This is a genomic window from Pseudomonas sp. PICF141 (assembly GCF_002286815.1).
Classification (GTDB): domain Bacteria; phylum Pseudomonadota; class Gammaproteobacteria; order Pseudomonadales; family Pseudomonadaceae; genus Aquipseudomonas.
This window is the reverse complement of sequence record NZ_MUNM01000040.1, coordinates 1-19568: the sequence shown is the minus strand read 5'-3', so window position 1 is coordinate 19568 and position 19568 is coordinate 1. Positions and strand designations below refer to the sequence as shown.

General features: G+C 60.0%; 10 protein-coding genes, 2 tRNA genes and 2 pseudogenes. 8 read left to right on the top strand and 6 right to left on the bottom strand.

Annotated features, from left to right (window positions below; genetic code table 11):
* Positions 1–95: 95 nt before the first annotated feature.
* Positions 96–1454: a TolC family outer membrane protein gene (locus tag BZL43_RS09560; RefSeq protein WP_095632086.1), complete on the bottom strand. Its 1359-nt coding sequence runs from the start codon at positions 1452–1454 to the stop codon at positions 96–98.
* A 590-nt stretch (positions 1455–2044) separates the two neighbouring features.
* On the opposite strand from BZL43_RS09560, the gene BZL43_RS09555 reads away from it, so the two are divergent.
* Positions 2045–8422: a retention module-containing protein gene (locus tag BZL43_RS09555; RefSeq protein WP_095632085.1), complete on the top strand. Its 6378-nt coding sequence runs from the start codon at positions 2045–2047 to the stop codon at positions 8420–8422.
* A gap of 352 nt (positions 8423–8774) precedes the next feature.
* Here BZL43_RS09555 and BZL43_RS28540 read toward each other — a convergent pair.
* The 3 genes and pseudogenes from BZL43_RS28540 to BZL43_RS09540 all read right to left on the bottom strand — a co-directional run.
* Positions 8775–8867 (bottom strand): annotated as a pseudogene (locus BZL43_RS28540) (histidine kinase); the annotation flags it as partial.
* A gap of 269 nt (positions 8868–9136) precedes the next feature.
* Positions 9137–10189 (bottom strand): HAMP domain-containing sensor histidine kinase, encoded by a 1053-nt coding sequence (locus BZL43_RS09545; protein WP_095632084.1) that lies wholly within the window; start codon positions 10187–10189, stop codon positions 9137–9139.
* Positions 10189–10947, bottom strand: coding sequence for a response regulator (locus BZL43_RS09540; RefSeq protein WP_095632083.1), 759 nt, complete (start codon positions 10945–10947; stop codon positions 10189–10191). The genes BZL43_RS09545 and BZL43_RS09540 overlap by 1 nt, the downstream gene beginning before the upstream one ends.
* Before the next feature lie 289 nt (positions 10948–11236).
* Here BZL43_RS09540 and pyrF point away from each other — a divergent pair, with 289 nt between their 5' ends.
* Positions 11237–11935, top strand: a complete 699-nt coding sequence (gene pyrF / locus BZL43_RS09535) for an orotidine-5'-phosphate decarboxylase (protein WP_168185078.1) — start codon at positions 11237–11239, stop codon at positions 11933–11935.
* 129 nt (positions 11936–12064) lie between these two features.
* On the opposite strand, the gene BZL43_RS09530 is transcribed toward pyrF, so the two are convergent.
* On the bottom strand, positions 12065–13069 hold the full coding sequence (locus tag BZL43_RS09530) for an NADP-dependent oxidoreductase (protein ID WP_095632081.1): 1005 nt from the start codon (positions 13067–13069) through the stop codon (positions 12065–12067).
* Positions 13070–13305: 236 nt separating this feature from the next.
* Here BZL43_RS09530 and BZL43_RS09525 point away from each other — a divergent pair, with 236 nt between their 5' ends.
* From BZL43_RS09525 to BZL43_RS28785, 4 genes and pseudogenes are all read left to right on the top strand, one after another.
* A complete protein-coding gene (locus tag BZL43_RS09525; RefSeq protein WP_095632080.1) occupies positions 13306–14067 on the top strand; it encodes an SDR family oxidoreductase in 762 nt (253 codons plus the stop codon).
* A 331-nt stretch (positions 14068–14398) separates the two neighbouring features.
* Positions 14399–15778, top strand: coding sequence for a PLP-dependent aminotransferase family protein (locus tag BZL43_RS09515; RefSeq protein WP_095632078.1), 1380 nt, complete (start codon positions 14399–14401; stop codon positions 15776–15778).
* A 178-nt stretch (positions 15779–15956) separates the two neighbouring features.
* A pseudogene (locus BZL43_RS28790) lies at positions 15957–17060 on the top strand (HAMP domain-containing protein); the annotation flags it as partial.
* A complete protein-coding gene (locus BZL43_RS28785) occupies positions 17040–17921 on the top strand; it encodes a methyl-accepting chemotaxis protein (protein ID WP_371916210.1) in 882 nt (293 codons plus the stop codon). The pseudogene BZL43_RS28790 and the gene BZL43_RS28785, both read left to right, overlap by 21 nt.
* A 182-nt stretch (positions 17922–18103) precedes the next feature.
* Here BZL43_RS28785 and BZL43_RS09505 read toward each other — a convergent pair whose 3' ends face one another.
* The gene (locus tag BZL43_RS09505; RefSeq protein ID WP_095632076.1) at positions 18104–18862 is read right to left on the bottom strand and encodes a hypothetical protein; all 759 of its coding nucleotides are present in this window, start codon (positions 18860–18862) and stop codon (positions 18104–18106) included.
* A gap of 395 nt (positions 18863–19257) precedes the next feature.
* Between BZL43_RS09505 and BZL43_RS09500 the strand changes: the two genes are divergently transcribed.
* Positions 19258–19333 (top strand) — tRNA-Glu (locus tag BZL43_RS09500).
* 2 nt (positions 19334–19335) lie between these two features.
* Positions 19336–19411, top strand: a tRNA-Gly gene (locus BZL43_RS09495).
* Positions 19412–19568 lie beyond the last annotated feature (157 nt).

Below are 19568 nucleotides of genomic sequence, written 5' to 3'. Positions count from 1 at the left end.
TGATTTTGCTTTTAAAGATCAAGATCAAAAGATCGCAGCCTTCGGCAGCTCCTACGCAGGGTTACATCATTTCAATTCAGGCAAGCGGGGTTAATTCATTTCAGTTCAGGCAAGCGAGCTTCGTTTTTCACTTCGGTGGTGGCGATCGCATCGGCAGGCAGTACCACCCGTTGTTTGCTCAGCAACTGGCCCATGTTCGCCAGCACGCGGTACATCGAAAATTCCTCGGTGTAGCGCACTTCGGTGTAGCGGCGGTTGGCGTTGTAGAGTTCGTTTTCACTGTCGAGCAAGTCGAGCAAGGTCCGTTGACCCAGGCCGAACTGATCCTGATACGCGGCCCGCACACGGGTGGTGGTTTCGGCGTATTCACGGGCGGTCGGGGTTTGTTTCCTGGCATTGAGCATGGCGTTCCATGCCAGGTGGATGTTCTCGTTGAGCTGGCGCAGAGCGTTGTTGCGGATGTCCAGCGCCTGGTTGATCTGGTGCGCATCGGAAGCCAGCCGCGCCTTGTCGCTGCCGCCACGGAACAGGTTGTAGTTCATCACCACACCCACTCGCCATTGGTTGTCGTGGCCTTCATCGCCCTGAATATTGTTGTTCGCGCCCACTGCCGCTTCAGCGTCAAAGCGTGGGTAGAACGGCGACTTGGCGACCTCGTACTGGCTTTCGGCCGATTGCACATCGGCTTGGGCTGATTTCAGGTACGGGTTATTTTCCACCATGCTCTGCTGGGCTTCCGGCAGGGTGGCGGGCAATTCGCCGCGGGTCGATGGCGGTGCTTCGAGTTCATCGGGCATGCGCCCCACGACGCTGTAGAAATTTGTCTCGGCATCGGCCAGATCGACTTCGGCGGTGTCGAGGTTGTTTTGCGCCAGTGCCCGACGAGCGGTGGACTGGTCGGAGTCGGCGTTGCTGCCGACCCCACGCTGGGTGCGCAAGCCGATCTGATCGTTGACCCGCATGTGCGCTTGCAGGTTGTTCTTGGCCAGGGTCACCAGTTCGCGACGCTTGAGCACTTCGAGGTACACCTCGACGGTGCGCAGGGCCAGATCCTGGGCGGTGCCCTGAGCGTAATAGGCCCGCGAGTTGGCCACGCCTTTGGTGCGCGAGACTTCGTTGGAGGTGTTGAAACCGTCGAACAGCATCTGCCGCAGACGCAGTTCCGATTGGGTGTAGTTGAGGATTTCGGTGTGGTGATTGCCCTGCGCCCGAGTGGTGGTGTTATCGCTGTACCCGCGCCCGTAGCCGGCGTTCAAATCCACCGATGGATAAAAGCCCCCTTTGGCGACTTTAACCTGCTCGTCGGCCGAGAGCCGGGCATCGACCCGCGACGCCAGTTCCGGGTGGGTCGCAATGGTGCTCTGGATCGCCTCGGTCAATGACATCGCCTGAGCCTGAGAAGTGCAGGCCATGGCCAGCAAAATCGCGCTGCAGAGGGGGGTTAAAACGCGCATGAATGCCTCTCCCTGATTCCTGATGGTACTTCGCTGGTTGCCAAATATTTGACGTTATTTTTAAGTGAGACCGTCTCACGCTTGTTACAACAGAGCTAAGAACATCCTGACGCGAAGCTAAGAAGGATTTCTCATAAGGCTTATGCGGAAAAAAACTTATGCGCCCTGAAAAATCCAGCACATTGTTCAATGCGAAAGCCTTTGTTTATGAGCTCTGAAGAGCATCGAAGGGCTTGAGGAATGTTCAATCCACTTTTCGACACAGAGCGAAGAAGTGCTGGAGGGGAGGAAGGCGAGACGGTTTGAAGGCGACAATTTTTTGTCACTCGAGTGATTCAAAACCGTTACGCATCGTTGGCAGGGCGGTTACTTTGGAAGTGGATCCCGATGCCGTTGATTGCAGAGGGTTTTATCCCGATCCAGAAATTCCCCTTGCGAGCGACACGCCTGGCGAAAGTGTCGGGAGGCAGTGGTTTACGTCAGGTAAACGCTTCTCGGCAAACGATCCATCAGGCCAACCTGCTTGAACCATGGGCACGTTCTTCGCGCAAACAGGATGCCGACAGCAGTTGGCAGCGGAGGAAATGCACATGGCAACGCTCATCGGTATCGTCAGTAAAGTCATCGGTCAGGTGTATGCAGTGGCGGGTGATGGCACCCGGCGCAGCCTGGTCGAGGGCGATCGGCTGTTTGCCGGCGAGCAACTGGTCACCGGGGCCGAAGGCGCGGTGGCGGTGCAGTTGAAAAATGGCCAGGAACTGACCCTGGGGCGTGACAGCAGCTTGCAGATGACGTCCCGATTACTGGCGCATCAGGTTCCGCACGTGGAGACCGCCGATGCGGTGACGCCGAGCCAGGCGCAATTGACCGATGTCGAGCAGCTGCAAAAAGCCATTGCCGCCGGTGCCGACCCGACGCAGACCGGTGAAGCCACCGCCGCCGGGCCGGGCTCGGGCGCGCCAGGTGGATTGGGCGGCGGTCACACTTTTGTGTTGCTGGAAGAAGTGGCTGGCCGGGTCGATCCCACGGTTGGTTTTCCCACCGCGGGCTTCAACGGTATTCCCGAATTTCTCCTGGAACGCCGGGATACCGATCCAGACAACGGCGATAGCGGCGATGCACCGAATAACCCGGTCACCCTTATCGGCCTGTCGGCGGCGGAGGGGGAACTGACCCTCAATGAAGCCCACCTGGCGGACGGTTCGGCCAGCAACCCCGGCGCGCTGATTCAACACGGCACCTTCACAATCATTGCCGCTGACGGGCTGACCAGCCTGAACATCGGTGGGATCAACGTGATCAGTGGCGGGGTGCCCGCCGGTTTTCCACAATCGATCACCACTCAACTGGGTAACACCCTGACGATTACCGGCTACAACCCGGCCACTGGCGTAGTGAGTTACAGCTACACACTCGTGGGCAACGAAACCCACTCGGCGGGCGATGGCGCCAACAACCTCAGTGAACAGTTCACCGTGGTCGCAAGTGACAGCAACGGCGATACCGCCACCGGTTCGCTGGACGTCAACATTACGGACGATGTGCCCAAAGCCATTGACGACACCAACGCCAATACCGCCTCGGAAACCTTGCTGACCCTGACCGGCAATGTGCTGCCCAACGACTTCCAGGGCGCCGACCGCATCGCCACGGGCACTGACAGCGGGCCAATTATTGGCGGCACGTTCCACGGGACCTACGGCACCCTGGTGCTCAACCCCAACGGCACGTACACCTACACCTTGAACACCAGCGACGCCGACTTCAAAGCGCTGAACGGTGGCGGCAGCGCTACGGAAACCTTCATCTACACCCTGACGGATGCCGATGGCGACACCAGCACCGCGAACCTGGTGCTGGAGATTCACAACGCCGATGACCCGGTGATCATCGGTGGGCTGAATGCCGAAGGCGGCGAGTTGACTGTTTACGAGAAAAACCTCGCTGACGGCAGTGACCCCGATGCACCGGCGCTGACCCGGAGCGGCACGTTCACCATCACGGCGCCAGACGGCGTGCAAAGCCTTCACGTAGGCGCCATCAACGTGGTACTTGGCGGGCTGTCTGCAGACTTCCCGCAATCGTTCGTCACGCCGCTCGGCAATACGCTGACTATCATCGGGTTTGATCGTGCGACCGGCGTGATCACTTATAGCTACACCCTTAACGCTAACGACGTTCACCCGGATGCCAGTGGCGCCGACAGGGTCGCCGGGCAATTTGCGGTCACCCTGGTGGACGACAATGGCACCACGGCCCACGGCATTCTCGATGTGAACATCGTCGATGACGTGCCGCAAGCCGTGGACGACAGTAATGCCAACAGCGCTTCGGAAACCCTGCTGACGTTAACCGGCAGCGTGCTGCCCAATGACATCCAGGGTGCCGATCGCATTGCCACCGGCCCCGACAGCGGACCGGTCATCGGCGGCACGTTCAACGGGACTTACGGCACCTTGGTACTCAATGCCAACGGCACCTACACCTATACCTTGAACACCAGCGATGCCGACTTCAAAGCCCTGAACGGTGGTGGCAACGGAACCGAAAATTTCGTCTACACCCTTACCGATTCCGATGGCGATACCAGCACTGCGACGCTGGTGCTGAACATCCATGACAACGATGACCCAGTGACCCTCGAGGGCCTGAACGTCAACGGCGGCGAACTCAACGTTCATGAGCAAAACCTCAGCGACGGCACCAGCCCCAACACACCCGCCCTGACCCAAAGCGGCACCTTCACCGTCACCGCCCCCGACGGTTTGCAAACCCTGACCGTGGGCGGCATCGCGGTGGTCAGCGGTGGCGTGGCCGCAGGCTTCCCGCAATCGGTTGTCACCGCGCTCGGCAATACGCTGACCATCAGCGGTTTCAACAGCACCACTGGCGTGGTCAGTTACAGCTACACCCTGACGGATAACGAAACCCATCCGAACGCGGACGGCACCAACAGCCTCACCGAGAACCTCGACGTTGTTGCCATCGACGTCGATGGCAGCACGGCATTGGGTCAGATCAACGTCAACATCATCGATGACTTGCCCACAGCCAATCCTGATTTCGCCACCCTGGCCGAAGGCGCAACGGCCTCGGGCAACGTGCTGAACAATGACGTTGGTGGCGCCGACGGCCCGGCACTCAGTGGTGCGGTGGTTGGCGTGCGCGCCGGCAGCGACACCTCGACTTCGGCCATTGGCGGCTTGAACACGCAAATCAACGGCACCTATGGCTACCTGACGCTGGATGCCAACGGCAATGCCGTGTACCACAGCCACCCCAACTCGGTCGGCGAGGCGGGCGCCACGGATGTGTTTACCTACACCGTACGTGATGCCGACGGCGATGAAAGCACCACGACCATTACCATCGACGTGGCCAACTGCTCCCTGGTTGTGGTCCCCGATAACGACGTAACGGTGCACGAAAAAGCGCTGGATTTGATCAAGGATGGCCAGGATCTGGCGGCGGGTAGCGTCACCGGCAGCGATCCCGGCAATACCGGTGAAACCGCTTCCGGCACACTGGCCGGCTCCATCACTGGTGCTACTGGCACCATCACTTACACCCTGGTCGGCAGCGCCACCGGCACCTACGGGCAACTCCTGCTCAACCCGGATGGCAGCTACACCTACACCCTGACGTCCGCACCCGCGACCACGCCCCATGCCAACGACGGACCGAATACCCTGAGCGAAAGCTTCACCTATCAGGCCACCGATTCTCTAGGCAACAGCGTCACCAGTACCATCGTGATCACCATCGTCGATGACGTGCCGACTGCTTACTGCGATTCAGTCGCGGTGGTAGAGGGCGGTACGGTCAGCGGCAACGTGTTGCACAACGATGTGCTCGGTGCTGACGGCCCGGCCGTGGGAGGTGCCGTGGTCGGCGTGCGCGCCGGCAGCGACACTTCGACCTCGGCCGTCGGCGGTTTGAACACGCAAATCAATGGCACCTACGGCTACCTGACGCTGAATGCCAACGGCAATGCCGTGTACCACAGCCACCCGAACTCGGTCGGCGAACCGGGTGCCACGGATGTGTTTACCTACACCGTGCGCGATGCCGATGGCGATGAAAGCACCACCACGATCACCATCGATGTCCACAACAACTGCCTCGTAACAGACACCGATACTGACGTGACGGTCTACGAAAAAGCCCTGGACTTGACCCAGAACGGCCAGGACCTGGCAGCGGGCACGGCCACTGGCAGCGAACCCGGCAACACCGGTGAAACCGGCTCCGGTACGCTGGTCGGTGCAGTCACTGGCGCCAGTGGCGCGATCACTTATAGCCTGGTCGGCAGCGCCACCGGAACTTACGGGCAAATCCTGCTCAACCCCGACGGCAGCTACACCTACACCCTGACCTCGGCGCCGAAAACTTCGCCCAACGCCAATGACGGGGCGAACACCCTGAACGAAAGCTTCACCTACACCGCCACTGATGCCGTGGGCAACAGCACCACCGGCACCCTTGTGGTCAGCATCGTCGATGACGTGCCCAACGCCGTCGCCTCCGACCGTTCGGTGCCTGCGGTGCAGATCGATTCCAACGTGCTGTTGGTGATCGATGTGTCCGGGAGCATGGTCGACCCTTCCGGCGTATCGGGGCTGTCGCGACTGGACCTGGCCAAGCAGGCAATCAGCACATTGCTCGACAAATACGACGATCTGGGTGATGTGAAAGTGCAGATCGTCACCTTCAGCAGCAGCGCCACGGAACAGACTTCGGTGTGGGTCGATGTGGCGACCGCCAAGTTGATCATCGCGACGCTGACGGAGGGCGGCGGCACCAACTACGACGCCGCCGTGGCCGCCATGCAAACCGCGTTCAACACCCCCGGCAAACTCACCGGGGCGCAGAACGTCGGCTACTTCTTCTCCGATGGCAAACCCAACGAAGGCGACATCGGCCCTACGGACGAGGCCGCGCTCAAAGCCTTCCTTGACGCCAATGACATCAACAACTACGCCATCGGCCTGGGCAGTGGCGTCAGTAACGACAGCCTCGATCCCGTGGCCTATGACGGCAGCACGCACACCGACACCAACGCGGTGCTGGTGACCGATCTCAATCAACTCGACTCGGTACTTTCGGGCACCGTACAAGGTGCGCCGGTTACCGGTTCCTTGCTGGGCGAGGGCGGTACTTTCGGTGCCGATGGCGGCTTCATCAAATCCCTCACGGTTGACGGCACCACCTACACCTATGACCCGAAAGCCAACAGTAATCAGGGGGCGCTGAGTTTCAGCGGTGGCGCCAACCATGGCACCTTCAACACCGCCGATAACACCCTGAGCATTGCCACCAATGACAGCGGAACGCTGCTGGTGAACCTCGACACTGGCGAGTACACCTACCTCTCGCAGAAAACCACGACGGCGATGATCACCGAAAACATCGGCTTCACCGTCAGCGACAACGACGGCGATCTGGCCAGCTCCACGCTGGTGATCAACGTGATTCCGAACACGCCGCCGGTGGCGGTCGATGACCATGTCATCACCAACGTGCTGTCGGGCAGCATTGTGCTGCCGGGCGAACTGCTGCTGGCCAACGACAGCGACGTCAATGGTGACGCGCTTACGGCCTCGCCAACCACCTTCAATACCGGTTGGCTGACCAGGGGCGGGGACTTTACCGGAACCAACCCGAACTTCAGTTTCACCGGAAATAACCAGGCAGTGACCATCGCCCGTAGCGCATTCGTCGCCAACACGGCAGCCATGACCGCGGTGCTGGTGGTCAGCGGGGCATTGGGGGCGGTCAGCAACAACAATACTAACGATGAGGATCAGATCACCGTCAACCTCAAGCAAGGTGAAACCCTTAACCTGGACCACAACCTGGCGGCCGGGCACATCACCCTGGAGTACTCGGTCAACGGCGGGGCTTTCATTGCCATCGCCGACGGCCAGACCATCACCGCTTCGGCGGACGGCACGTACCAGATCCACATCATCAACATCGACGACGGTGGTCCGGGCAACAGCGGCAAGGGGGCGGAAAACTACCAGTTGACCCTGACCGTCAACTACGCCGGAGCCCACGACAGCACGCCGGATTTCCACGGCACTTACACCGCCAACGACAACCACGGCGGCAGCGACTCGGCCAATGTGACCATCAGCTATCAGGATGGCCATACGCTGACCGGCACTTCAGGTGACGACGTACTGCTGGCGGGTGCGGGCAACAACGTCATCAATGCCGGCGACGGCAATGACGTGCTCACCGCAGGTGGAGGCAACAACGAAATGCACGGTGGCGCCGGCAATGACTTGTTGTTCAGTGGCACGGGCAATGATCTGCTCGACGGCGGCACCGGCAACGACACCGCGAGCTACGCCCACGCCACTGCCGCGGTCACCGCCGACCTGAACCTGCTCACCGCGCAAAACACCCTTGGCGCAGGCACCGACACCTTGACTGGCATCGAAAACCTTACCGGTTCGAACTTCAACGACAGCCTCATGGGTGACAACACCAGCAACAGAATCAACGGTGGCTTGGGTGACGATGTGCTCAACGGCAGGGATGGCGACGACTTCCTCATCGGTGGCCTGGGCAACAACACCCTCACCGGTGGCAGCGGTGCCGACACCTTCCAGTGGCTCAAAGGCAACAGCGGCCACGACGTCATTACCGACTTCACTCCAGGCACCGACAAACTCGATTTGTCGCAACTGCTGCAAGGGGAAAACGGCACCGCGCAATCGCTGGATGACTACCTGCACTTCACCGTCAGCGGCAGCGGCGCATCGGTCATCACCAGCATCGACGTCAGCGCCATGGCCGGTGCTACGCCGAACCAGACCATCGACCTTGCCGGCGTGAACCTGGCCAGCCACTACGGCGTCACACCGGGAGCGGATGGTGTGATTGCTGGCGGTCACGATACCGCGACAATCATCAACGGCATGCTCAATGACCATTCGTTGAAGGTGGATACGGTGTGAGCTGAAAGTACAAAACCCGCCATTTCTTTGGAAAGAAATGGCGGGCTTTTCGTTGTTTGGGGTTTTGAACGTCAACAGATCGCAGCCTTCGGCAGCTCCTACAGATTCGGTGTTCACCACCCTATCGCGGTTGAGCACAATCGCGCGTAAGAGCTGCCGAAGCCTACGATCTTTTGATCTACCAACCCTGTGCCGCTGAAGCAAAAAAGCCAGGCCCGGATTCAGATATCCGGCCCTGGTTTTTTGTTGGGGCTTAAGGCCTCTTCGCGGGCAAGCCTCGCTCCTACGGGGGGACGAGGCATCAGTGCCCTGCACATCAGTAGGAGCGAGGCTTGCCCGCGAAGCTTTTGACTCAGGTCGCCTCGTTCAGGTATTTGCCCACGGTCGCCACGTTGTCGAGCGAGTACTGCTTGCTCAGGTTGGCGATCATTTTGTTCAGGGCTTCAGCTCTGATCAGCGCATCGGCCAGTTCGGTGCTCGGTGCCTGATCGTGCGGTGGCAGGTCGCCGGTGAGTGCACCGGCTTATGCAGCCTCAAGGGGTGAGTTGTCGGGGGTATGTGGGGTTTGTACCGATGAGTACACACAAATATTGGCCCGGCTCAGATCCTGTGGGAGCGGGCTTGCCCGCGATGAGGCCAGCCTATTCAACATCAATGTTCGCTGTCGGACCGCTATCGCGGGCAAGCCCGCTCCCACAGGGAAGTCGTTGTGGCTTAGAGGCGGGGCAGGCGGATGACGGCGGTTAAACCACCACCGGAAGTTTCTTCCAGACTCAACTGCCCACCCATCCGCTGCGCGGCTTCCCTAGCGATGGTCATGCCCAGGCCGACGCCGCCAGAGTTGCGATTACGTGAACCTTCCAGGCGAAAAAACGGTTCGAACACCGCTTCACGTTTATCCGCCGCGATTCCGGGGCCATGGTCGATGACCCGAATGATCAATTCCTCACGGCTGTCCTCAAGTGTGATCAACGCGTCCCCGGCATAACGCAGGGCGTTGTCCAGCAGATTGTTGATGCACGAGCGCAAGGCCATGGGCTGAACTTGCAACGGGGCGCAATGGCCGCTGGCCTGGACGTTGGCGCCCTGGTCCTGGGCATTTTCGCTCAGGGATTCCACCAGTGCCTGCACGTCCATCCATTGGGGCGCCTCGCTGGTGCGCTGTTCGTGCAGGTAGGTGAGGGTGGAGTCGAGCATGCCGATCATGTCGTCCAGGTCCTGACGCATCTGGCCTTGCAGCTTGTCGTCATCGATCTGTTCCAGCCGCAGCTTGAGCCGCGACAGCGGCGTGCGCAGGTCATGGGACACGGCGCCAAGCATCCGCGAGCGCTGCTGCACCTGTTCAAGAATGCGCTTCTGCATCAGGTTGAAGGTATGCGCCGCTTGCCGCGCTTCCCGTGGCCCCGACTCCTCCAGCGGTGGACTGTCGAGGTTTTCACTCAGGCGCTCGGCGGCGTCGCTCAGGCGTTGAATCGGACGGGTCAGCAGCTTGGCGCCGTACCAGGCGGCGATGATCAGCGAGACAAATTGAAAAGTCAGTGGTACCAGCGGCCCGCCGAACCACGGCCGTGGCGGCCGGTTGCCGAAGCGCGGGGCCGGTGATGGGTGTTGTCCGTCGAAGCGCTCGGAAAATGCCGACGGTGCAGGCGGGGGACGCGGTGGACCGTAATGCCTGAACCAGAAGAACGCCAACAGGTGCGCCAGTATGATCGCCAGCAGCAGCACGCCAAACAGGCGGCCGAACAGCGTATCGAAGCGCGCGGGCATCAGCCGATGTCTCGTGCGTCGAACAGGTAACCTTCGCCGCGAACGGTCTTGATCAGTTGTGGGGCTTTGGGGTCGTCCCCCAGTTTTTGGCGCAGGCGCGAGACGAGCAAGTCGATGCTGCGATCAAAGGCTTCGATCGAGCGACCACGGGCGGCGTCCAGCAGTTGTTCGCGGCTGAGTACCCGGCGCGGACGTTCGATGAACACCCAGAGCAAACGGAATTCGGCATTGGACAGCGGCACCACCAGGCCATCGGCGGCGATCAACTGGCGCAGCACACTGTTCAGGCGCCAGTTGTCGAAGCGAACATTCGCACGCTGTTCGGTGCGGTCGTCGCGCACCCGACGCAGAATGGTCTGAATCCGTGCAACCAGCTCCCGCGGCTCGAATGGCTTGGCCATGTAGTCGTCGGCGCCCAGTTCCAGGCCGATGATCCGGTCGGTGGGTTCGCAGCGGGCGGTGAGCATCAGGATCGGGATGTCCGATTCGGCGCGCAACCAGCGGCACAGCGACAAACCGTCTTCGCCCGGCAGCATCAGGTCGAGCACCACCACGTCAAAATGCTCGGCTTGCAGCGTCTGACGCATGGCGGCGCCGTCGGTGACGCCGCTGGCGCGGATATTGAACCGGGCCAGGTAGTCGATCAACAATTCGCGGATCGGGACGTCATCGTCGACGATCAGGGCGCGAATGCTCCAGCGTTTATCGTCGGCCGGCGCTTTTTGATCGTCGTTCAGAGGTGCTGGGGAGTTGTGCATGCGTGCGTTCTGCCAGATAGGCTGCCAACCACAAAGATAGGCGGCGAGGTTGTGACTTCAGCATAGGCGTCCGGCCGTGAGGCGGGAAGTGCTGCAGGACCTGTTGCGGCTGCCGAGGGTAGTGCTGAAGGGTATTGGGGGCGTGTCGTGTGTGTACCTAACTCGACACAATTGCCGCAGGAGCTAGTCTTGTCTTGGCCGCGACGACGAATTACCGATCATCGGGTCCCCCAGCGGCGCTGGTTCCGCTACAATGCGCGCCGATTTCGACTTGCCTGAGAGCCCACTCATGTCCGCCTGCCAGACGCCTATCATCGTCGCCCTGGATTTCCCTACTCGTGACGCCGCACTGAAGCTGGCCGATCAATTGGACCCGAAGCTGTGCCGGGTCAAAGTCGGTAAAGAACTGTTCACCAGCTGCGCTTCGGAAATCGTCGGCACTTTGCGCGACAAAGGCTTCGAAGTGTTCCTGGACCTCAAGTTCCACGACATTCCAAACACCACCGCCATGGCCGTCAAGGCCGCTGCGGAAATGGGCGTGTGGATGGTCAACGTGCACTGCTCCGGTGGTCTGCGCATGATGGCTGCCTGCCGTGAAGTGCTCGATCAGCGCAGCGGCCCGAAACCGCTGTTGATCGGCGTGACCGTGCTGACCAGCATGGAGCGTGAGGATCTGGCGGGTATCGGTCTGGACATCGAGCCACAGGAGCAAGTGCTGCGCCTGGCCGCGCTGGCGGAAAAAGCCGGGATGGACGGTCTGGTCTGCTCGGCCCTGGAAGCCCGGGCCTTGAAAACCGCGCACCCGTCGCTGCAACTGGTGACCCCGGGGATTCGTCCGGCGGGCAGCGCCCAGGACGATCAACGTCGCATCCTGACCCCGCGTCAGGCGCTGGAGGCCGGTTCCGATTACCTGGTGATCGGCCGTCCGATCAGCCAGGCGGCGGATCCGGCGAAGGCGTTGGCGGCGGTCGTTGCCGAACTCGTCTAAACGCCACTAAACCTGTGGGAGCGGGCTTGCCCGCGATAGCGGTGAATCAGACAACATTGATGTTGACTGACACGCCCTCATCGCGGGCAAGCCCGCTCCCACAAGGTTTTGTTGTCGTCAGGTAATACGTTAAACCTTCAACACCAACTTCCCGAAATTCTCGCCGCTGAACAATTTCATCAGCGTCTCCGGGAACGTTTCCAGTCCTTCGACGATATCTTCCTTGCTCTTGAGCTGCCCCTTGGCCATCCAGCCGGCCATTTCCTGCCCGGCAGCGGCGAACTGTGCGGCGTAATCCATCACCACGAAACCTTCCATCCGGGCGCGGTTGACCAGCAGCGACAAGTAGTTGGCCGGGCCTTTGACCGCTTCCTTGTTGTTGTACTGGCTGATGGCGCCGCAAATCACCACCCGCGCCTTCATGTTCAGCCGGCTCAGCACGGCATCGAGAATATCGCCGCCGACGTTATCGAAATACACGTCGACGCCTTTCGGGCATTCGCGCTTGAGACCGGCGTGTACGTCTTCGTTTTTGTAATCGATGGCACCGTCAAAACCCAGTTCATCGATCAGGAACTTGCACTTGTCTGCGCCGCCGGCGATGCCGATCACCCGGCAGCCTTTGATCTTGGCAATCTGCCCGGCAATGCTGCCCACCGCGCCAGCCGCGCCCGACAGCACCACAGTGTCACCGGCTTTCGGCGCGCCAACATCGAGCAGGGCGAAGTAGGCGGTCATCCCGGTCATGCCCAGCGCGGATAAATAACGCGGCAGCGGTGCCAGTTTCGGATCGACCTTGTAGAAACCTCGCGGCTCGCCGAGGAAGAAATCCTGCACGCCGAGGGCGCCGTTGACGTAGTCGCCCACGGCGAAACCCGGATTGTTCGAAGCGATGACTTTGCCTACGCCCAACGCACGCATGACTTCACCAATGCCGACCGGTGGGATGTAAGACTTGCCCTCGTTCATCCAGCCACGCATGGCCGGGTCCAGGGACAGGTATTCGTTCTTGACCAGAATCTGACCCGCCGCCGGTTCGCCGACCGGTACTTCTTGATAGGTGAACGTCTCACGGGTGGCCGGCCCCACGGGACGTTTGGCGAGCAGGAACTGGCGATTGGTCTGGGTAGTCATGACAGGCACTCAAGATGAATGAAGTCTTGTTGATAGACCTTCATGGGCGATGTCGCAAGGTTGGCTGACGCTGCGAATGCACATCGATCCAGTGCGGTGATAGTCATGGCGCCGGTTCTATCACTGCAACGCATGGGCGCCCAACCGGCCTTCTGATAATGCTGCCGCGCCATACACGCCTGTGGCTAGACTGGCCCGACCTTATCCCCTGCATTCTTCCCTCCGAGGACATAACAATGAGCATGACGTTTTCCGGCCAGGTTGCCGTTGTGACAGGCGCGGCCAATGGTATTGGCCGCGCCACCGCTTTGGCGTTCGCCGCTGAAGGTTTGAAAGTGGTGGTCGCCGATCTGGACGCGGCGGGTGGTGAAGGCACCGTGGCGCTGATTCGTACCGCCGGCGGTGAAGCGACCTTCGTGCGCTGCAACGTCACTGTGGAAAGCGAGGTAAAACATCTGATGGACGAGGTGGTGAATACCTACGGCCGTCTCGACTATGCCTTCAACAATGCCGGCATCGAAATCGAGAAAGGCAAACTGGCCGACGGCACGCTCGATGAGTTCGACGCGATCATGGGCGTCAATGTCAAAGGCGTCTGGCTGTGCATGAAGTATCAATTGCCGTTGCTGCTGGCCCAGGGCGGCGGCGCGATCGTCAACACCGCTTCGGTCGCGGGCCTGGGCGCTGCGCCGAAGATGAGCATTTACGCAGCCTCCAAACACGCGGTGATCGGCCTGACCAAATCGGCGGCGATCGAATATGCCAAGAAAAAGATTCGTGTGAATGCGGTGTGTCCGGCAGTGATTGACACCGATATGTTTCGTCGGGCCTATGAAGCGGACCCGAAAAAGGGCGAGTTCGCCAACGCCATGCACCCGGTCGGGCGTATCGGCAAGGTCGAGGAAATTGCCAGCGCGGTGTTGTACCTGTGCAGCGATGGCGCGGCATTCACCACCGGTCATTCGCTGGCGGTGGATGGTGGGGTCACGGCGTTTTAGTGCTTTAGGCTGCGATGGTACGCAACGTATGGGAGCGGGCTTGCGTGGCGAGGGGGCTTGCCCCCGTTGGGTCGCGAAGCGGCCCCCGGCGCCCGTCCAGACAGACCGAGTTGTCTGGATTTACGACTGCTTCGCAGCCGGACGGGGGCAAGCCCCCTCGCCACACAAGCCCGCTCTCACATTCTTTTGTTCGGCGTTAATTCCGTGAAGACGCCGATCAATGTGTTTCAAATGGTTAGAACCGAGGGTTTTGGCGGCGTTGTCGCACATCCCCTGTAGCGCTCCTGTGATTAACTGTTGCCCGCAAAACGGACAGGGAGTTTGCTTGCTCATGGAGTTGAGAATCGATCGACAGGCATTGGTGCCTGTCGTGCAGCAAATCGTCGACGCGTTGGCCGACTGGCTCCGTCGCGACGAGGTGACGCCGGGAGCGCGCTTGCCTTCCGTGCGACAAATCGCGCGGATCAATCTGCTCAGTCAATCCAGTGTCGTCGAGGCCTGTGAACGGCTGGTGGCTCAAGGGGCACTGGAGACGCGTAACGGGGCGGGTTTCTTTGTCGCGGCAACGGCGCTGGCCGCTCAGGGGCCAAAGGATTTTTCCTGGTTCGAAGGGGCTGAGGGGAAGCAAAGCGGCCATGTCGAGGAACTGAAACTGGGGTGCGGCGGGCTACCTGAAAGCTGGCGCGAGACTGACGACCTGAGCTATGCCATACGGCAGGTCAGCCGCACCGACATGGCCGGGTTGTTCAACTACAGCACGCCGCTGGGCCTGCCAGCCTTGCGCCAGCAGATCCTCAAGCGGTTGAAACAGCTGAGTATTGTCGTGGATGAAAGCCGGATACTGACCACGGCAGGGGCCAGTCATGGGCTTGATCTGATTGTGCGTACGCTGTTCAAACCGGGCGATTGCGTGGTGGTGGAAAGCCCCGGTTATTCGATGCTGTTCGATCTGCTCAGGCTGCAGGGGGTCAGCATGATCGAGGTGCCACGAACCCCGCGCGGGCCAGACACCGAAGCACTCGAGGCAGTGCTGCTGAAGTACCAACCCCGTGGCTTGTTCATCAACAGCTTTTATCACAACCCCACCGGCAGCAGTTTGACCCCGGGGGTGGCTCAGCAGGTCCTGCGACTGGCGCAAAACCATGGCGTGCCGGTGATCGAAGACGATGTCTATGCAGATTTTCACAGCGGTCCCGGCACGCGCCTGGCGGCCCTCGGCATCGATGACAACGTGATCTACGTCGGCAGCTATTCCAAAACCCTCAGCAGTTCATTGCGGGTCGGCTTTGTGGTGGCCAGTGCCGATGTCATTTCGCGACTGGCGCAGGTCAAGATGATCAGCAGCATGGGGGCTTCACGGTTCAGTGAGTCGGTGCTGGCGAATCTGTTGGCCAGCGGTGCCTACCGCAAATTGGTGCAGCGTCAGCGACAGCGTTTGAGCATTGGCCGGGAAGCGGCCTTGCAGGTGCTCGAAGAGACGGAGTGGGAGGTTTTCGGCAAACCGGTTGGCGGCCTGTTTATCTGGGCGCGATCGCGCAACGCTGACGATGCTCAGGTGCGAACTCAGGCTCGGCGCTTTGGTGTCCTGCTGTCTTGCCCAACGGCGTTCAGCCCGACCGGCCAGGCTCATGACTGGCAACGGATCAACGTAGCTTATGCCTGTGATCCTCGCGCCCGGGCATTTTTTCAGGCCACCGCCAGGGTCTGTTGACGTCCGCTAACAAACCGCGTTGCGTTGCCAAGCCTCAACAGGCCTTGAGGATCGACCTCGAGCGTTCTGAAAACGACGCGAACGTAGCTTTTTGCCATTATTCCGCCGGCAGAGACTTGTGTTGGCACAAACCCGTTGCGAATCTGCATCAACAGACAATGGCAGGGGACTACGCGCAATGATTTCGGCCGTGCAAGGACGTTTTGCCAACCTCGGTATGGCGAAAAAACTGGGTGTCGGGTTTGTACTGGTGCTGCTGTTGACCGCACTGGTAGCAGCCATCGGCGTATGGTCCCTGCAAACCATCAGTCAGCGCTTCGACGGGCTCAAGCAGATGTCGTCGCTCAACAGTGGTTTGCTCAAGGTTCGCTTGCTCGAGCAGGAATACGCCTTGCACGGTAATCCGAAAACCGTGGACGCCTTGCATGCCGGGGTGGACGCTCTGATCGTTCTGGCGGCCGAACTCAAGGCACAGTCGGCGGCCAATGTGCCGGTCATGAATGACGTCGAACAATCTCTGGGGGCCTATCGCAAGGCGTTCGACGAGTTTGTCTCGCTGAGTCAGGCCAAGGACCTGGCACTGGAAATGGCCAATTGGTCGGTGTCCAGCGTGGCCAATAACCTGGACGTGCTGCAGGCCGGGCTTGCCGATGATGGTGCCTATACCTTGAAGGAGTCCGAGGGCAAGGACGGCGCGCAATTCATCGAACAAGCCAATCAGGTCAGCCAGGTTGCACGGCTGATGTTGCAGGCCATGAACGAAGCACGCGTTCGTCTGGACCAGAGCCGCAAGGGCGACGACAGCGGCGCGCAAGGCAAGATCGAGCAGGCCGATCAGGCGCTGGTGCAGGCCGAGCAACTGAAAACCACGATCAAGGACGAGGGCTACCAGACTGTCCTCAATGAAGTGTCCGGTCACATCGCCGGTTTCAGTGAAAAACTCGCCGAATACACCGGCCTGTTGGCACAAGAAAAAACCGTCTACGAGCAACTTCACCAGCGCGCCGCTCAAGTGGTGGAACGGGTGGATCAGGCCTACGTTGCTGAAGATCTGTCGATGCAGGCGGAGCTGAAAAAGAACTCGCTGTTGATCATCGGTTCTTCGGCGCTGGCCTTGCTGGTGGGGCTGATTGCTGCCTGGGTGATCACCCGGTTGATCGTCACGCCGCTGCGCAGTGTGATTCGTGTCGCTCAACAGATCGCCGCGGGCGATTTGAGTGCAACGATTGAAGTGACCCGCCGTGACGAGATTGGCCAGTTGATGCAAGCCATGCAGCAGATGGGCGCAGGGCTGAGCAATATCGTCAGTGGTTTGCAGGCCGGTATCGAACAGCTGGCAAGCTCTGCTCAATCGCTGTCGGCGGTAACCGAACAGACCAACCTGGAAGTCAGCAGCCAGAAGGAAGAAACCGAGCAGGTCGCTACCGCGATGAATCAGATGACCGCCACAGTGCACGACGTCGCACGTAATGCGGAAGAGGCTGCCCAGGCAGCGCAGACCGCCGATGGCAAGGTTGAGAGCGGTCAGCAGGTGGTGCGTCAGAGCATGGCGCGGATCGAACAATTGGCGGACTCGGCCACCTCGGCCAGCTCCAGCATCGAAAGCCTCAGTGAGGAAATCCAGAACATCGGCACAGTACTCAGCGTGATCAAAAGCGTTGCCGAGCAAACCAACCTGTTGGCGCTCAATGCGGCCATCGAGGCCGCGCGGGCCGGCGAGCAGGGCAGGGGTTTTGCGGTGGTGGCCGATGAAGTTCGGGCGTTGGCCAAGCGAACCCAGCAATCAACCGAGGAAATCGAACGGCTGGTCAGCGCCTTGCGCTCGGCGGCGCAGTCGTCGGTGCAGCAGATTCAGAACAGTGGTGAGTTAGTGAAACTGGCGGTGAGCGATGCATTGCAAACCGAGAGCGCGTTGGGGAGCATTGCGGCAGCGGTTTCGTTGATTCAACAGATGAACCAGCAGATCGCCGCGGCTGCGGAAGAGCAGAGTTCAGTGGCCGAGGAGATCAATCGCAGTGTCACCAGTATCCGCGCCAGTGCGGATCAATCGTCGCTGGCGATGCAGGGCAATGCAGCGTCGAGTATTGAGTTGGCGCAGTTGGGGGTTGAGTTGAAGGGGATGGTGGGGCATTTCAGGTTGTAAGCGCTGCCTTCCATCAATTCCAACCTTTGAGCGACGAAAAAAATCCTGTGGGAGCGTGGCTTGCCCGCGAAGAATGCACCGCGGTATTTCAGGTGCTACGCATCATCGTTCTTCGCGGGCAAGCCACGCTCCCACAGGTTCTGCGTCTTAACTTACCGGCATTAACCTGAACCCGTGGCTTTTCAGTCGTAGATCGCTTTTTTCTTCCAGTCGGCATCAGCCTCGACGTCTTTGAGACCTTCGGTCAACTGGTTCACGTCGCCTTCAACCGGGGCGATGGTGTCCATGACCTGAGCGTTCGCGCGGGCCAGGAGTTTTTCCAGGTATTCCAGCTGCTCAGCGTAAATCTGCGGTTCCTGTTGTTTGCGCAGGTATTGCACGCCGCGCTCGAAGGCCAGACGAGCCTGGCCGGGCTGGTTCTGTTGCAGCGAATGCTGGCCCAGGTTATTGAAGAATTCGATGTGCAGCAGGACCAGAATGTGGCGCACTTCACGGATCCAGCGCTTGGCTTCGTTGGGCGGCAGGAAACCGTCCTGTGCCGCGCGGGTGATCTGGCCATGCAAGGCTTCGAGCAAAAAGCGCACGTCTTTGGCTTTGGCTTCGGTCTGGATCGGTGCCGGCGGGTTGTTGACCGGGATCGATTCGCCTTGGGCGACGAGGGTGCTCAGCTCGCCAATCCGTGCCTTTAAGGTGGTGTTGGATTTTTCCAGGTTCAGCAAGCGCTGGCACACGTTCAATTCAAGACGCGTCAACAGCAGCTTGAGCGTCGGTGTCATGAACTGACCGGGGAAGGTCTCGGTGATTTCGCCGCAACGACGCAGGCGGTCATTGAGTTCAACCTTGGTGCGGGCCTTTTCCAGCTTATTGTTCTCCACTACATGGTTCATGTAGCCAATGGCGATCAATAGTGCGATCCCGGCTACGACGAGCAGGGTGATCATGAGTGGTGTCACCGGTAAGACCTCTTTTATCAGGGTTCGCGTGCGAATCGAGTGTAGTTGCCTGGCATTTGGGCGCCTAGGTCACTCGACGGGTTGAATCGGCTCTGCTTCTGCCTGTATCGGCCGTAACGCCGCATAGATAAGTAAATAGCAGGGGAAATGCACATTGCCATCATCCGCGGCGGGACTATAGCGCCTTGCTGGATGCCAGAATATAGGCGCCAAAGGCCGGTCGACGGAAAAGCCTCAAACGCTCCTGAAAGCAGGGCGAAGTCATTGATTTAAATAAATTTATATCTGGGGGTTGACGACCCCTCAATCCATCCATAGAATGCGCGCCACTTACAGCGTAAAGCACACAGCGAAACGCGGTAGGGAGTGAATGTTGTACGTGTGTCCCCTTCGTCTAGTGGCCTAGGACACCGCCCTTTCACGGCGGTAACAGGGGTTCGAGTCCCCTAGGGGACGCCAATGCGGGAATAGCTCAGTTGGTAGAGCACGACCTTGCCAAGGTCGGGGTCGCGAGTTCGAGTCTCGTTTCCCGCTCCAGTTTTAAACGGCTTTGCTTTCGGGCAGGGCTGAGTGAAACCAGAACCTGATCTTCGGATACGGATCTGGGCACCGAAACACACACCATGTGTTCCGGGCAGCGTGTCCCCTTCGTCTAGTGGCCTAGGACACCGCCCTTTCACGGCGGTAACAGGGG

What these genes read in the sequence shown, in the direction of transcription:
- BZL43_RS09560 (WP_095632086.1), bottom strand. Translation starts at nt 1,454, where the DNA reads ATGCGCGTTTTAACCCCCCTCTGCAGCGCGATTTTGCTGGCCATGGCC.
- BZL43_RS09555 (WP_095632085.1), top strand. Translation starts at nt 2,045, where the DNA reads ATGGCAACGCTCATCGGTATCGTCAGTAAAGTCATCGGTCAGGTGTAT.
- BZL43_RS09545 (WP_095632084.1), bottom strand. Translation starts at nt 10,189, where the DNA reads ATGCCCGCGCGCTTCGATACGCTGTTCGGCCGCCTGTTTGGCGTGCTG.
- BZL43_RS09540 (WP_095632083.1), bottom strand. Translation starts at nt 10,947, where the DNA reads ATGCACAACTCCCCAGCACCTCTGAACGACGATCAAAAAGCGCCGGCC.
- pyrF (WP_168185078.1), top strand. Translation starts at nt 11,237, where the DNA reads ATGTCCGCCTGCCAGACGCCTATCATCGTCGCCCTGGATTTCCCTACT.
- BZL43_RS09530 (WP_095632081.1), bottom strand. Translation starts at nt 13,069, where the DNA reads ATGACTACCCAGACCAATCGCCAGTTCCTGCTCGCCAAACGTCCCGTG.
- BZL43_RS09525 (WP_095632080.1), top strand. Translation starts at nt 13,306, where the DNA reads ATGAGCATGACGTTTTCCGGCCAGGTTGCCGTTGTGACAGGCGCGGCC.
- BZL43_RS09515 (WP_095632078.1), top strand. Translation starts at nt 14,399, where the DNA reads ATGGAGTTGAGAATCGATCGACAGGCATTGGTGCCTGTCGTGCAGCAA.
- BZL43_RS28785 (WP_371916210.1), top strand. Translation starts at nt 17,040, where the DNA reads ATGCAAGCCATGCAGCAGATGGGCGCAGGGCTGAGCAATATCGTCAGT.
- BZL43_RS09505 (WP_095632076.1), bottom strand. Translation starts at nt 18,862, where the DNA reads ATGATCACCCTGCTCGTCGTAGCCGGGATCGCACTATTGATCGCCATT.